The 13,378-nt window shown below is 68.7% G+C and carries 16 protein-coding genes; 6 read left to right on the plus strand and 10 right to left on the minus strand.

Annotation, left to right across the window (positions count from 1 at the left end):
• Nucleotides 1-28: 28 nt before the first annotated feature.
• The 3 genes from ABDJ85_RS16205 to ABDJ85_RS16215 are packed head-to-tail and all read right to left on the minus strand — an operon-like array spanning nt 29 to nt 1,972.
• Entirely contained in the window at nt 29-871 is an 843-nt protein-coding gene (locus ABDJ85_RS16205; RefSeq protein WP_347705835.1) for a cupin domain-containing protein, read from the minus strand.
• Between the two features lie 14 nt (nt 872-885).
• Nucleotides 886-1,578 (minus strand): sigma-70 family RNA polymerase sigma factor, encoded by a 693-nt coding sequence (locus tag ABDJ85_RS16210; protein ID WP_347705836.1) that lies wholly within the window; start codon nt 1,576-1,578, stop codon nt 886-888.
• Nucleotides 1,565-1,972, minus strand: a complete 408-nt coding sequence (locus tag ABDJ85_RS16215) for a cupin domain-containing protein (RefSeq protein ID WP_347705837.1) — start codon at nt 1,970-1,972, stop codon at nt 1,565-1,567. Before ABDJ85_RS16215 ends, ABDJ85_RS16210 begins: the two co-directional genes overlap by 14 nt.
• 71 nt (nt 1,973-2,043) lie before the next feature.
• Here ABDJ85_RS16215 and ABDJ85_RS16220 point away from each other — a divergent pair, with 71 nt between their 5' ends.
• A complete protein-coding gene (locus ABDJ85_RS16220) occupies nt 2,044-2,508 on the plus strand; it encodes an SRPBCC family protein (RefSeq protein WP_347705838.1) in 465 nt (154 codons plus the stop codon).
• Here the strand turns inward: ABDJ85_RS16220 and ABDJ85_RS16225 are convergent.
• Genes ABDJ85_RS16225 through ABDJ85_RS16245 form a run of 5 tightly spaced genes read right to left on the minus strand, consistent with a single transcriptional unit; the run spans nt 2,487 to nt 6,291 of the window.
• A complete protein-coding gene (locus ABDJ85_RS16225; protein ID WP_347705839.1) occupies nt 2,487-3,734 on the minus strand; it encodes a D-arabinono-1,4-lactone oxidase in 1,248 nt (415 codons plus the stop codon). The two genes, ABDJ85_RS16220 and ABDJ85_RS16225, sit on opposite strands and share 22 nt — an antisense overlap.
• A 16-nt stretch (nt 3,735-3,750) precedes the next feature.
• Nucleotides 3,751-4,641 carry a KPN_02809 family neutral zinc metallopeptidase gene (ypfJ, locus tag ABDJ85_RS16230; RefSeq protein ID WP_347705840.1) on the minus strand — a complete coding sequence of 297 codons (891 nt, stop codon included), beginning with the start codon at nt 4,639-4,641 and terminating at the stop codon, nt 3,751-3,753.
• A gap of 2 nt (nt 4,642-4,643) precedes the next feature.
• Nucleotides 4,644-5,210, minus strand: a complete 567-nt coding sequence (dcd, locus tag ABDJ85_RS16235) for a dCTP deaminase (RefSeq protein ID WP_347705841.1) — start codon at nt 5,208-5,210, stop codon at nt 4,644-4,646.
• Nucleotides 5,207-5,905: a pseudouridine synthase gene (locus ABDJ85_RS16240; RefSeq protein WP_347705842.1), complete on the minus strand. Its 699-nt coding sequence runs from the start codon at nt 5,903-5,905 to the stop codon at nt 5,207-5,209. Before ABDJ85_RS16240 ends, dcd begins: the two co-directional genes overlap by 4 nt.
• A complete protein-coding gene (locus tag ABDJ85_RS16245) occupies nt 5,902-6,291 on the minus strand; it encodes a YchJ family protein (RefSeq protein ID WP_347705843.1) in 390 nt (129 codons plus the stop codon). The genes ABDJ85_RS16240 and ABDJ85_RS16245 overlap by 4 nt, the downstream gene beginning before the upstream one ends.
• Nucleotides 6,292-6,373: 82 nt before the next feature.
• On the opposite strand from ABDJ85_RS16245, the gene ABDJ85_RS16250 reads away from it, so the two are divergent.
• Together ABDJ85_RS16250 and ABDJ85_RS16255 are read left to right on the plus strand one after the other, a co-directional pair.
• The gene (locus ABDJ85_RS16250; RefSeq protein WP_347705844.1) at nt 6,374-6,826 is read left to right on the plus strand and encodes a GyrI-like domain-containing protein; all 453 of its coding nucleotides are present in this window, start codon (nt 6,374-6,376) and stop codon (nt 6,824-6,826) included.
• Nucleotides 6,827-6,874: 48 nt separating this feature from the next.
• Nucleotides 6,875-9,241, plus strand: a complete 2,367-nt coding sequence (locus tag ABDJ85_RS16255) for a UvrD-helicase domain-containing protein (protein ID WP_347705845.1) — start codon at nt 6,875-6,877, stop codon at nt 9,239-9,241.
• Here ABDJ85_RS16255 and ABDJ85_RS16260 read toward each other — a convergent pair.
• Both ABDJ85_RS16260 and aat read right to left on the minus strand, forming a co-directional pair.
• Nucleotides 9,195-9,977, minus strand: a complete 783-nt coding sequence (locus tag ABDJ85_RS16260) for an arginyltransferase (protein ID WP_347705846.1) — start codon at nt 9,975-9,977, stop codon at nt 9,195-9,197. The genes ABDJ85_RS16255 and ABDJ85_RS16260 overlap by 47 nt on opposite strands.
• Nucleotides 9,974-10,738, minus strand: coding sequence for a leucyl/phenylalanyl-tRNA--protein transferase (aat, locus tag ABDJ85_RS16265; protein ID WP_347705847.1), 765 nt, complete (start codon nt 10,736-10,738; stop codon nt 9,974-9,976). Before aat ends, ABDJ85_RS16260 begins: the two co-directional genes overlap by 4 nt.
• A gap of 6 nt (nt 10,739-10,744) precedes the next feature.
• Here aat and ABDJ85_RS16270 point away from each other — a divergent pair, with 6 nt between their 5' ends.
• The 3 genes from ABDJ85_RS16270 to ABDJ85_RS16280 all read left to right on the plus strand — a co-directional run bounded on the left by ABDJ85_RS16270 (nt 10,745) and on the right by ABDJ85_RS16280 (nt 13,264).
• A complete protein-coding gene (locus tag ABDJ85_RS16270; protein ID WP_347705848.1) occupies nt 10,745-11,110 on the plus strand; it encodes a Spx/MgsR family RNA polymerase-binding regulatory protein in 366 nt (121 codons plus the stop codon).
• A 167-nt stretch (nt 11,111-11,277) separates the two neighbouring features.
• Nucleotides 11,278-12,483, plus strand: a complete 1,206-nt coding sequence (locus ABDJ85_RS16275) for an ammonium transporter (RefSeq protein ID WP_347705961.1) — start codon at nt 11,278-11,280, stop codon at nt 12,481-12,483.
• A 73-nt stretch (nt 12,484-12,556) separates the two neighbouring features.
• Nucleotides 12,557-13,264: a riboflavin synthase subunit alpha gene (locus ABDJ85_RS16280; protein WP_347705849.1), complete on the plus strand. Its 708-nt coding sequence runs from the start codon at nt 12,557-12,559 to the stop codon at nt 13,262-13,264.
• Nucleotides 13,265-13,378 lie beyond the last annotated feature (114 nt).

The following is a 13,378-nucleotide window of genomic DNA, read 5'->3' on the forward strand; positions in this document are numbered from 1 at the left end:
TAGCGGGTGCTTTGCCGGCTGATTCGATTCAAGTTTCGCCAGCGATGAATTGCAGCTCGACGTCGCCATGGGCAAAGAGCACCCCGGCCGTCTCGGCGCGCGTCAGGGCGTGCTGCGTGCCGGCGGGCGCGACCTGGTAGTCGCCGGCCTGCATCAACACGTCGTCCAGGAAGAGCTCGCCTGCGAGCATCAGGCACTCTTCGTCGTGACCATGGGTGTGGAGAGGCACGAAGGCGCCGGGGTCCACTTGGTAGAGCAGCGCGGCTTCGTCACCTTCGGCCCAGAGCACGCGGCGGCGGATGCCGGGGCCATAGGCGGGCCAGCCGGCCTCGCAGTCGCGCACCAGCCGGCTCGCATCGCCCGGGCGTGCCGGTGCCTCGCGCACAAAGAGCCGTGCTCCCTGTGGGCCGGCCTGCAGCGAGGCGGCTGCCGTGGCGGGCAGGCGCAGATAGTCACGCAGGCTGAGTTCGTGGCCGGCCAAGCAGGCGCTGCCAGCCATCACCAGGCATTCCAGCGTGGCGCCTGGCAGGCTTGGCAAGGTGGGGATGTCTGCGCCTGGGGCGAGGTCCAGCAAGCGCACACGCTGCGGCTCGCCTCGGCGCAATGGCCGGTCGGTGGCGGCGGTGTAGAGCAGCCGGGCGCTGACACCTTCGGCCAGCGCCTCGGGCGCGGCGCGGCGCAGGCGTGTGGTGTGCATGCCGGCTTCCTTAGCGTGTGAGCGGGCGAGGCGACCTGCCAGGCTGCTGCGGGCGCTCGATGCGGCCGGCGTGGGCGCCGCCCAGGCCTGGGCAAAGGGCTCACTGAGCAAGGGGCTGAGGTCGTCGGGCAGCGCCGCGTCGGTGTCGGGGGAGAGCGGAGGCGTGGGCTTCATGATGGGGGCTTGGGTCAGGACACCAAGGCGTGGGCAGCGCCCTCGCCCAGCACCTGGCGCAGGCTGTGCAGCGCGCGGCGGATCTGGGACTTGACGGTGCCCAGCGGCAAGGCCATCTGGGCGGCAATCTCTTCGTGGCTGAGGCCATTGAAAAAAGCCAGGGCCACGAGCTGGCGGGGCTGGGGCTTGAGCAGCAGCAGGGCCTCATGCAGGTCGGCATGGCCGCGCGCCACGGCCAGCAGTTCGTCGCCGGGGTCGATGCCCGCGTCGGGCGGTGCGGGCAGGGCCTCGTCGTCCAGGCTGTCGGCCACGAAGCGCGCCTCGTGCCGCAGGGCGTCGATGGCGCGCGAGCGAGCCATGCCCAGCAACCAAGTCAGCGCCTTGCCCCGCGAGGCATCAAAGCGCGGCGCCTGGCGCCAGACCTGGAAGAACACCTCCTCGACCACCTCCTCAGCCAACTGCGGCCGCCGCACCACGCGCAGCACCAGGCCCCAGACGCGTGAGAGCGTGGCGTCGTAGAGCAGCATCAGTGCGCGCTCGTCGTGGTCGACGATGCGGTCGATCCAGGCGCAGAGCTGGGCCTCGTCGGCGGCCGGGGTGCGGGGCAGGGCCGGCGCGGCATCGACCGGCGCCTCGTCCTCGTCAGGCTCAAAGTCCAGGACCTCGGGCTCTGCGGGCGCTGGCAGCTCAGGGTCAGAAGCGTGCATGCTCGGCCTCGGGGATGGCGCCACGCAAAAAGAGGGTGGCCCCGGTCGCGGTGTGGATGCGGGCGTGCAGATGCCCAGCCCGCGCCAGATGGTAGCCACCGGGCCCCACCTCGATGCGGCTGCCCACGCAGAGCCGGCCGGCCAGCACCAGGCACTCTTCGTCCTGCGGGTGGCGGTGTGGCGGGATCTCGGCGCCGGGCGCCAGTTGCAGCAGATAGGAGAGGGCGCCGCCCGACTCATGCAGCACCTTGATGCGCACGCCGGGCAGCCAGTCCTGCCACGGCGCCGCGCCGGGCTCGCCGTCGGCGGCCAGAGTCAGGTGGGCTGCCTCGGCATCGGCCACGCGCTCGATCACGCGGCTGCGCAGGCGGCGGGGTGGGGCGGCGGTGGGCATGCGGGGTGTACGTCGCCAGCGCTGGTTTGGATGCAGGCATCCGCCGGCCGGGCCTGCGCGTATCCAGACGCATGACTCCAGCAAGCCCCTGGCACTTCGATCTCGTCAGCCACTGGCGCCTGCGGGCGCGCCCGGAAGACGTCTGGGCGGTGCTGACCCAGCCCGAGTGCTGGCCGCAGTGGTGGCCCCAGGTGCAGGCCGCCCAAGACCTGGGCGAACAGCGCCGTCGCATGGTCTGGCGGGCGCCACTGGGCTACCGGCTGGTGGTGGAGCTGGAGGTGACTGAATCCCTGGCGCCCCAGCGCTTGCGAGCCCAGTCCCGTGGGGACCTGCAGGGCGAGGGCATCTGGCTGCTGCGCGAGCACGCGCCCTACACCGACGTCACCTACCTCTGGCGCGTTCAGCTGCCCGCCGGCTGGATGCGCGCCTTGGCGCCCGTGCTGGCCCCGCTCTACCGCTGGAGCCACGACCGGGTGATGCGCGCTGGCGGAGAAGGCCTGGCGCGCTACCTGGGTCAGAGCGCCGAGAACAAGTGACGTTCGAGGAAGGCGTTGGAGAACTTGCCGGCCGGGTCCCAGCGTCGGGCCAGGGCGGCAAGGTCGCGCCAACGCGGGTAGACGCTGGCCAGCTGCGCCGGGCTGTGCGCGAATAGCTTGCCCAGGTGGGGCCGGGCCCTCATGGGCGCGAGAGCGGCTTCCAGCGTGGGCAGGAAGGCTTCGACCTCGGGGCCCTTCTTCAACCAGTTGAAGTGCAGGCCCACCGTGGGCCGGCCCTGGGTGCAGCTGAGCCAGAGATCGTCGGCCGCCATGGTGCGCACTTCCGAGAGGCCCAGGATCGGCGCCAGGCCGGCTCGCAGGCCCACCACGGCGCGGATTGCGGCGCCGGCCTGCTCACGGTCGACAAAGTATTCGCTCTGCAGCTCATTGCCCACGGCGAGCGCATCGCGGAAGGCGTAGTGCGGCAGGCGCTCGTGACAAGGGCCGGGCTGCCCGCAGGGCGTGAGCGTGCGGTCGGTGGGCGGCGTGCCCGTGGGGCCGGCTGTCGCGCCGTGGAAGCTGGCGGGCATCGCCGACGGGAGCCGGCGCTTGAGCCACACGGTGTCGATGCAGTCTTGCTGCCAGGTCGTGAACGCACTGACGCTGTAGGCCGCACCGCTGATGGCATCGAAGTCGGCCAGGTAGCGCTCGAGCGAGAGGCGTTCAAAGCAGTCCTGCTGCACCTGGAAGCTGGGCACCAGGTCCAGGCTGAGCCGCGCGACGATGCCGAGCGCGCCGATGGAGACGGCGGCCGCGCGGAAGTCGTCGCCATCCTGGCCGCGCTCCAGCACGCGCAGCGAGCCATCGGGCTGCACCAGCTCCAGCCGTTTGATGGCGGTGGCCAGTTGGCCGATGTTGTCGCCCGAGCCATGGGTGGACGTCATGCAGGCACCCACCACCGTCACATGCTTGAGCGAGGGCAGATTGGGCAGCGCCCAGCCGGCGGCCTCCAGCAGCGGGCAGAGCTGCTCGTAGGTCATGCCGCCGTGGATCGTGACCTGCCGCCGGGCGGCGTCGATGACCGGCGCCTCCTGCAGGTCACCCAGCCAGAGCAGGTCGCCGTCGGTGTCGGCAATGTCGTGAAAGCAGTGACGCGAGCCGATGACGTGGGCCTTGCGCGCGTCGCGGACGAGGGCTTGCAGCTCCTCAATCGAGCGGGGGCTGTGCACGCGGGCGGCGCTGAAGCGCACATGGCCCGACCAGTTCTGTTGCTGCCAATCCTGCATGGCGGTGCCCTCGGGCTCAGCTACGTGCGAAGGTGTTGCACTGGTTGATGTCGCCACTGGCCATGCCGCGCTTGAGCCAGCTCATGCGCTGCTCGCTGGAGCCGTGCGTGAAGCTTTCGGGCACGACGCGGCGGCCGGCGTTGCGCTGCAGGGTGTCGTCACCGATCTGCGTGGCGGCATTGAGGGCCTCTTCCAGGTCGCCTTTCTCCAGCCAGCCCTTGCTTTGCTGCGAGTGATGGGCCCAGACGCCGGCCAGGCAATCGGCCTGCAGCTCGACGCGCACGCTCAGCGCATTCATCTGCGCCTCGCTGACGCGGCCGCGCTGGCGGTCCACACGGTCGGTCACACCCATCAGGTTCTGCACATGGTGGCCCACCTCGTGGGCGATCACATAGGCCTGGGCAAAGTCGCCCGGCGCGCCAAGGCGGCCGCGCAGGGTGTCGAAGAAGCCAAGGTCGATGTAGACCTTGTGGTCACCCGGGCAGTAGAAGGGGCCGGCGGCCGCTTCGCCCCGGCCGCAGGCGGTGTCCGTGCCATTGCGGAAAAGCACGAGCGTGGGCTGCTCGTAGGTTTTGCCACTGGCCTTGAAGACAGCGCCCCACACATCCTCGGTGTCAGCCAGCACGGTGGACACGAAGGCGGCGCTGCGGTCATCGGCCGGCGGGCGCTGGGCGGGCGTGGCGGGGGCTTCGTAGGCGCTGGGCGCGCCGCCGCCCGAGAGCAGGCCAAGCACTGTGAGCGGGTTGATGCCGAAGATCCAGCCGGCAATGAGTGCGATGGCCACGGTGCCCAGGCTCAGGCCCCGCCCGCCAAAGGCGCGCACCGGCAGGCCCATGCCACCGCCGCCGCCACCGTCACCGCGTCGGTCTTCGACGTTGTCGCTTTGGCGTTGGCCTTCCCACTTCATGATCAGGTCTTGGGCAGGGTCACGCCGCGCTGGCCCTGGTACTTGCCGCCGCGGTCCTTGTAGCTGGTCTCGCAGACCTCGTCGCTCTCGAAGAACAGCACCTGGGCGCAGCCTTCGCCCGCGTAGATCTTGGCGGGCAGGGGCGTGGTGTTGCTGAACTCCAGCGTCACATAGCCTTCCCACTCGGGCTCGAAGGGCGTGACGTTGACGATGATCCCGCAGCGGGCATAGGTGCTCTTGCCGAGGCAGATGGTGAGCACATTGCGCGGGATGCGGAAGTACTCCATCGTGCGCGCCAGCGCAAAGCTGTTGGGCGGGATGACGCAGACATCCTTGTTGATGTCGACGAAGCTGTTCTCGTCGAAGTTCTTGGGGTCCACCACCGTCGAGTGGATGTTGGTGAAGACCTTGAACTCGGGCGCGCAGCGGATGTCATAGCCATAGCTGCTGGTGCCGTAGGAGACGATCTTGCGGCCATCCACCTCGCGCACCTGACCGGGCTCGTAGGGCTCGATCATGCCGTGCTGCTCGGCCATGCGCCGGATCCATTTGTCGCTTTTGATGCTCATGGGGCAGAGATTAACTGACGCCATTCCGGCCCGGGCTCGGCAGCGATCCGAAGCGGCGTGTGCATGAGGGGGTGGGGCAGGCGCAGCTCGGCCGCGTGCAGCCACAGGCGTTGCAGCCCGAAGTGAGAGGCCAGCACGCGGTTGAGCGGCCCCTTGCCGTGCGTGGCGTCACCCACGATGGGGTGGGCGATGTGCTTGAGGTGGCGGCGGATCTGGTGCCGGCGGCCCTGTTGGGGCCAGAGTTCGAGCAGGGCCAGGCGCGTGGTCGGGTGCTGGGCCGACGTGGCGACAGGCAGCTCGATGCGCTCGCGGCAGCGCCAGCGGGTCTGGGCATCGAGCATGGGCTGCCCAGCGGACGGGAGTTCGGGATCGCGGGCCAGCGGGTGGTCGATCAAGCCCTGGTCAGCGCCCGGCCAGCCGCGCACCAGGGCCAGATAGCGCTTGTCCGGCAGGCCCGCTTCAAACATCGGGCCCAGCAAGCTGGCCACTTCGGCCGACAAGGCGAAGAGCAGCACGCCCGAGGTGCCTCGGTCCAGCCGATGCACGGGCCACACCGGCTGGCCGAGCTGGTCTCGCAGCAGCTGCACGGCGGCTTGCTGCTCGTCGGCAGCGAGTTGGGTGCGGTGCACCAGCAGGCCGGCCGGTTTGTCGATGGCGACGAGATGCTCATCGCGGTGGAGGAGGGTCAGCGTCAACGCAGATCGCCGTCCACGTAGAACCAGACGCCACCCTCGCGCACAAAGCGGCTGAGCTCGTGCAGCCGATGCGCCCGCCCGCCGAGCTTGCTGCGGGCGACGAACTCGACCGTGCCGTGGTCAGCATCCTGCAGTGCGGCAGCCTTGACCGTGAGGCCCAGCCACTTCAAGCCGGGCTCGGGCGCGTCCAGCACGGCCGGGCGGGTGCTCGGGTGCCAGGTGGCGAGCAGGTAGTCCCGCAGGTCCAGCACAAAGGCGCTGTAGCGGGAGCGCATCAGGGCCTCAGGGCTCGGGGCGGGCAGGGCGCCATCGGCGGCAAAGGCTGCATGCCAGTGTCCGCAGCAGGCGTCGTAGGCAGCGGGCAGGCCGCAGGGGCAGGGCGTCATGGGCGGCGATGATGCCAGCGCGCGTTGTCGAGACGGGCTCTCGTCGTTCGTCGTGCCTGAATCTGCTCCCTGGAGACCCGCAATGTCCGTCACCGTCCAAGCCCGCAACGCGTTCACCGTCATCGGCCTGTCGCTGCGCACCGTCCCCATGTCCCCCGAGATCCCGGCGCTGTGGCCGCGCTTCATGGCGCGCGTGGCCGAGGTCGGCGGGCGGACCGAGCCCGAGGTGACCTATGGCGTGATGCGCTCTGCCGGCGCCGCGCTGGACTACCTGGCCGCCGTGGCCGTGCAGCCTGGCACCGCAGCGCCTGCAGGCCTTGATCGCGTCGAGGTGCCAGCCGGCCTGTTTGCGGTGGTTGCCTACCCGCTCTCGCAACTTGGCGAGGGCTATCACGAGATCTTCTCCAAGCTGCTGCCCGAGTCTGGCTACCAGCAGCGGCAGGACTGGATGCTGGAGCGCTACGACGAGAACTTCTGCCCCGACGAGCCGCAGTCGCGGGTCGAGATCCTGGTGCCGGTGGCGCCACGAGGCTGACCGTTTGCCGGCGGGTGCGCCTGCGGGCGGCCTTCCTACAATCCCTGGATGCATCTCCAGCCCCCGGCCGCCGCGTCCAGCCCGCTTCTCAAGAACCTCAACCCCGAACAACTCGCGGCCGTGACGGCGCCCGCTGAGGCGGCCTTGATCCTGGCCGGGGCGGGCTCGGGCAAGACGCGGGTGCTGACCACGCGCATCGCCTGGCTGATGCAGACGGGGCAGGTGAGCCCCGGCGGGATCATGGCCGTGACCTTCACCAACAAGGCCGCCAAGGAGATGCTGACGCGGCTGACGGCGATGCTGCCCGTGAATGTGCGGGGCATGTGGATCGGCACCTTCCACGGCCTGTGCAACCGCTTCCTGCGCGCGCACTGGAAGCTGGCCAAGCTGCCGCAGTCCTTCCAGATCTTGGACGCGAGTGACACGGTCTCGGCCATCAAGCGCGTGATCAAGGCCATGAACCTGGACGAGGAGCGTTTTGTTCCGAAGCAGGTGGGTTGGTTCATCGCCGGCTGCAAGGAAGACGGCCACCGCCCCGGCGACGTGGTGGCGCACGACGAGCAGACGCGCAAGCTGGTCGAGATCTACGCCAACTACGACGACCAATGCCAGCGCGAGGGCGTGGTGGACTTTGCCGAGCTGATGCTGCGCTCCTACGAGCTGCTGCGCGACAACGCGGCCATCCGCGAGCACTACCAGCAGCGCTTCCGCCATGTGCTGGTCGATGAGTTCCAGGACACCAACAAGCTGCAGTACGCCTGGCTCAAGATGTTTGCGCCGCCGGACAGCCGCTCGGGTCAGAGCCTGATCGCTGTGGGCGACGACGACCAGAGCATCTATGCCTTCCGAGGTGCGCGCGTCGGCAATATGGCGGACTTCGAGCGCGAGTACCGCGTCCAGCAGGTCATCAAGCTGGAGCAGAACTACCGCAGCCACGGCCACATCCTGGACGCTGCCAACGAGCTGATCAGCCACAACAGCCAGCGCCTGGGCAAGACCCTGCGCACCGATGCCGGCCAGGGCGAGCCCCTGCGCGTCTACGAGGCCGCGAGCGACTTTGCCGAGGCGCAGTGGCTGCTGGAGGAGCTGCAGTCGCTGTACCGCGGCGGGCTGGTGCGGCAGGAGATGGCCATCCTCTACCGCAGCAATGCGCAGTCACGGGTGATCGAGTCGGCGCTGTTCAATGCTGGCATTCCGTACCGCGTCTATGGCGGCCTGCGCTTTTTCGAGCGCGCCGAGGTCAAGCACGCGCTGGCTTACCTGCGGCTCTTGGAGAACCCGAACGACGACACCAGCTTCCTGCGCGTCGTTAACTTCCCGACGCGGGGCATCGGCGCCAAGACGCTGGAGACCTTGCAGGACCTGGCCAAGGCCAGCGGCCGCAGCCTTTACCAGTCTGTCAGCGCGGTGCCGGGCAAGGGTGGCGCCAACCTGGTGGCCTTTGCCAACCTGATCGACTCGACCCGCAACCTGACCCAGGGCCACACCCTGCGCGAGATCATCGAGCAGGTGCTGGCGACCTCGGGGCTGATGGACTTCTACCGCACCGACAAGGACGGGGCGGAGCGCGTCGAGAACCTAGAGGAACTGGTCAACGCGGCCGAGGCTTTCGTGACGCAGGAGGGCTTTGGCAAAGATGCCGTGGCGCTGCCGGTGGACGAGGTTGCAGAAGCGGGAACGCCCGGCGCCACGCCCGACGCCGAGACGGGCGAGATCATGTCGCCGCTGGCGGCTTTCCTCACGCACGCGGCGCTGGAGGCCGGCGACAACCAAGCGCAGGCCGGCCAGGACGCCGTGCAGCTGATGACCATCCATTCGGCCAAGGGGCTGGAGTTCGATGCCGTCTTCCTGACCGGCCTGGAAGAGGGCTTGTTCCCGCACGAGAACGCGCTCTCGGCCCACGACGGCTTGGAGGAAGAGCGCCGCCTGATGTACGTGGCCATCACCCGGGCGCGCAAGAAGCTGGCGATCAGCTTCTGCCAGACCCGCATGCTGCACGGCCAGACGCGCTACAACGTCAAGAGCCGCTTCTTGGACGAGCTGCCCGAGACCAGCCTCAAGTGGCTGACCCCGCGCAACCAGGCCGGGGGCATGGGCTTCGGCTCCGGCTTCTCGCGCGACTACGCGAGTGCCTGGGAGCGAGGCAGCGGGCTCAAGAGCATGGTGGGCGCCGGCCGGGTTGAGCAGAAGGCCGCCTGGGTTGAGCCGCCGCTGCCGCCTTCACTGCGCCAGAAAGTCTCTGAGGAACACGGTGGCCTGCGCGTGGGCAAGGGCGTGTTCCACACCAAGTTTGGCGAGGGCGTGCTGCTGACCCTGGAGGGCAGCGGCACCGATGCGCGCGCCCAGGTCAACTTCGGCCGCCACGGCGTCAAGTGGCTGGCGCTGTCGGTGGCGAAGCTTCAGCCGATTGATTGAGGTCGTCCGCGTCGCTCCACTCCCCCTGCCGCAGCACCTGGTGCGGCCTGAACTTGGCCTTGTAGGCCATCTTGGGGCTCTCGGCGATCCAGTAGCCGAGGTAGAGGTGGGGGAGCTTCAGGTCGCGCGCCTGCTGGATCTGCCAGAGCACGGCGTAGGTGCCGAGGCTGCCTTCGGCCTCGGGGTCGTAGAAGGTGTAGACCGCTGAGAGCCCGTCGCTCAGGATGTCGAGGATGGCGACCATGCGCAGCAGGCTGCTGCCATCAGGCTGCGGCTCGCGGAACTCCACCAGGCGCGAGTTGATGCGGCTTTGCAGCAGGAACTGGGTGTACTGGTCAACGCTGTCCTGGTCCATGCCGCCGCCACTGTGGCGGCCGGCCTGGTAGCGCAGGTAGAGGGCGTAGTGCTCGGGCGAATAGCCCAGGCGCATCACCCGGGCCTGCAGGTGGCGGTGCGCGGTGAAGGCGCGGCGCTGGCTGCGGCTGGGCGCAAAGCGCTCCACGGGGATGCGCACCGGCACGCAGGCGCGGCAGTCGTCGCAGTAGGGGCGGTAGGTGAAGAGCCCGCTGCGGCGAAAGCCCGAGGCCACCAGGCCGGAATAGGCATCGGCGTGGATCAGGTGGCTGGGTGTGGCGACCTGAGAACGCGCCTGGCGCCCGGGCAGGTAGCTGCACGGGTAGGCGGCAGTCGCATAGAACTGGATCTGCGCGAGCGGGAGGTCTTTGGGGTAGGTCACGTCTGGGGTGGCGGGGCGTCCAGCAGCCAACGCCACAGGCGTGAATCGTAAGACCAGTCGTGACCCCAGCTTTCGGGGCTCGGAGCCCGGACAACCACGGCCACATGGGCCTCAAAGGCCGCTCGTGGGACCTCGGCGGCACCGAACGAGGCCAGGTGCCGGGTGTTCTGCTGGCAGTCGATCCAGGGGATGTCGAACTCCCGGCACAGGCAGATCAGCGCGCACAGCGCGATCTTGGAGGCGTCGGTGCGGCGGTGGAACATGGACTCGCCGTAGAACATGCGCCCGAGGTTGACGCCGTAGAGCCCCCCGGCCAGTTCGCCGTCCATCCAGGTCTCGATGCTGTGCACGGCGCCGCGCGCTGCCCAGTCCAGGTAGGCAGTCTGCAGCTCAGGCACGATCCAGGTGCCGCTTTGGCCGTCGCGGGCCGTATTGGCGCAGGCTGTCAGCACGGCCGAGGTGGCGGTGTCGATGCGGATCTCGCAGCGCGGGTCGGCCACGAAGTGCTTGAGCGTCTTGCGCAGCGAGCGTGAGAGCTTGAAGTCGGCCGTCTTGAGCACCATGCGCGGGTCGGGGCTCCACCACAGCGGTGGCTGCCCCGGCGCATACCAGGGAAAGATGCCGCGCCGGTAGGCCGCGTGCAGGCGTTCGGGGCTCATGCTGCCCCCGGCTGCCAGCAGGCCCGGCACGTCGGTGTCCCGGCCCAGCGCCTGGCTGGTGGGCGGGAATTCGAGCGAGGCATCGTCGAGCCAGGGAATCATCGGCCCATGGTAGCTTTGCATCCCATGATCACCGTCTACGGCATTCCCAATTGCGACACCGTCAAACGCGCCCGGGCCTGGCTGGCCGAGGCGGGCTTTGAGGTGGCCTTTCATGACTTCAAGAAGGCCGGTGTGCCGGCTGATCTGGCCGCCGAATGGCTGCGGATTTTTGGCCGCGATCGTGTGGTCAACCGCGCCGGCACCAGCTGGCGCAAGCTGGACGAGGGGACCCGCGCGGGCGTTACGGACGACGCCTCGGCCCTGGCCCTGATGCAGGCCCAGCCGTCGGTGATCAAGCGCCCCCTGGTGCGCTGGCCGGACGGGCATTGGACGCTGGGCTTTCGCGCCGAAGAGTTCCAAACTGGTGCATAGCAGGCACGGAAATAGTGCCCAGGCGCCAGTTCGCGGTGCGGGCTTGGCGCCCCAGCGGGGGTTGATGCGCACCTAATGCGGGCACGCAACTTGCTGCCATGGTGCGGTTCGCCTCGCAGGTGTGCGTGGCGGCATCCATTGAGCCACCCGAGACCGTTCTAACCACCATGGATTCGTCGATCAAGCAGGGCGCCGATGCGCTCTTCATCCTCCTGGGCGCCATCATGGTGCTCGCCATGCACGCGGGCTTTGCCTTCCTGGAGCTGGGCACCGTGCGCCGCAAGAACCAGGTCAATGCCCTGGTCAAGATCCTGGTCGATTTTTCAGTCTCGACCCTGGCCTATTTCTTTGTCGGCTACTCGGTGGCCTACGGTGTCAACTTCTTCAGCGGCGCCGAGGTGCTGGCCGCCAAGAACGGCTACGAGCTGGTCAAGTTCTTCTTCCTGCTGACCTTCGCGGCGGCCATCCCGGCCATCGTGTCGGGCGGTATTGCCGAGCGTGCACGCTTTGGCCCGCAGCTCATCGCCACGGCCGTGCTGGTGGGCTTTTTCTACCCGGTGTTCGAGGGCGTGGCCTGGAACCAGGCGCTGGGCTTCCAGGCCTGGCTCAAGGGCTTCACGGGCGCTGAGTTCCACGACTTTGCCGGCAGCGTCGTGGTGCACGCCGTGGGTGGCTGGATCGGCCTGGCGGCCGTGCTGCTGCTCGGCGCCCGCGCCAACCGCTACCGCCGTGACGGCGCCATGAGCGCGCACCCGCCGTCCAGCATCCCCTTCCTGGCCCTGGGCGCCTGGATCCTGGCGGTGGGCTGGTTCGGCTTCAATGTGATGAGCGCACAAACGCTCGACAAGATCTCGGGCCTGGTGGCGGTCAATTCGCTCATGGCCATGGTGGGCGGCACGCTGGCCGCCACACTGATGGGCCGCAACGACCCCGGCTTTGCCTACAACGGCCCGCTGGCCGGCCTGGTGGCCGTGTGCGCCGGCTCGGATCTGATGCACCCGCTGGGCGCTGCCGTCACCGGGGCCGTGGCCGGTGTGCTCTTCGTCAAGTTCTTCACCTGGACGCAGAACAAATGGCGCATTGACGACGTGCTGGGCGTTTGGCCCCTGCACGGCCTGTGCGGCGCCTGGGGTGGCCTGGCCTGCGGCATCTTTGGTCAGACGGCGCTGGGCGGGCTGGGTGGCGTGTCTTTCCTGTCCCAACTGCTGGGCACGGTGCTGGGTGTGGCCTGGGCCTTTGTGGGCGGTTTGGTGGTCTACGGCGTGCTGCGCCAGGTGATCGGCCTGCGCTTGAGCCAGGAAGAGGAATTCGAAGGCGCCGACCTCGCCATCCACAAGATCAGCGCCTCGCCGGACAACGAAGGCAGCTGGTAATCTCCCCGGCATCCCCATCTCTGCGAGGGCCCTCTATGCTGAGGGCCCTCGTTTCGTTTCAGGAGTCGCGTTCGTGTTCACCGGCATCGTGCAGGGCGTCGCCCAGGTCGAATCCATCGAGGCCCGCGAGGGCCTGCACACGCTGTGGCTGCGATTCCCCGAGGGCTTTGACACCGACCTCGCCATCGGCGCCAGCGTGGCCTGCGATGGCTGCTGCCTGACGGTGACCGAGCGCCAGCCCGGCGGCCGCGCCGGGTTTGATGTGATGGCTCAGACGCTGAAGCTCACCACCCTGGGCGGGCTGCAGGTGGGCTCGGGGCTCAATGTCGAGCGCGCCGCCCGCGATGGCGCCGAGATCGGCGGCCACCCGCTCTCGGGCCATGTGGACGCGACCGCACGCATCGCCGAGATCCGCCGCCCCGAGAACAACGTCGTGCTGCGCTTTGCCGTGCCCGCGCCCTGGATGCGCTACGTGTTTGCCAAGGGCTATATGGGCGTCAATGGCTGTAGCCTGACCGTGGCTGAGTGCCAGCGCGAGCGCGACGGCTCGGGGTGGTTCGAGGTCTGGCTGATCCCTGAGACCCTGCGCATGACGACCTTTGCGAACAAGCAGGTGGGCGACGCGGTGCACCTTGAAATCGACCGCAGCACCCAGGTGGTGGTGGACACGGTGCGCGACGCGTTGGAAGAAAAACTGGGCGCACTGTTGCCCCTGCTGGAAGACCTGGCCCGCGAGCGCGGCATCGAGTTGGGGCAGATCACGCCCCGCCTGCCAACTTGAACCCAATTCGTCCCCCGAAATCCGGGTAAACGCGGATTTCGGGCGCTTGATTGCCTTAGGATGCCGACCCTGGCTGACAAGCGCTTTCATAGCTGCCACACGTAGTGACAGCGG

Origin of the sequence: Roseateles paludis (assembly GCF_039872745.1) — a bacterium.
GTDB classification, from domain to species: domain Bacteria; phylum Pseudomonadota; class Gammaproteobacteria; order Burkholderiales; family Burkholderiaceae_C; genus Pelomonas; species Pelomonas paludis.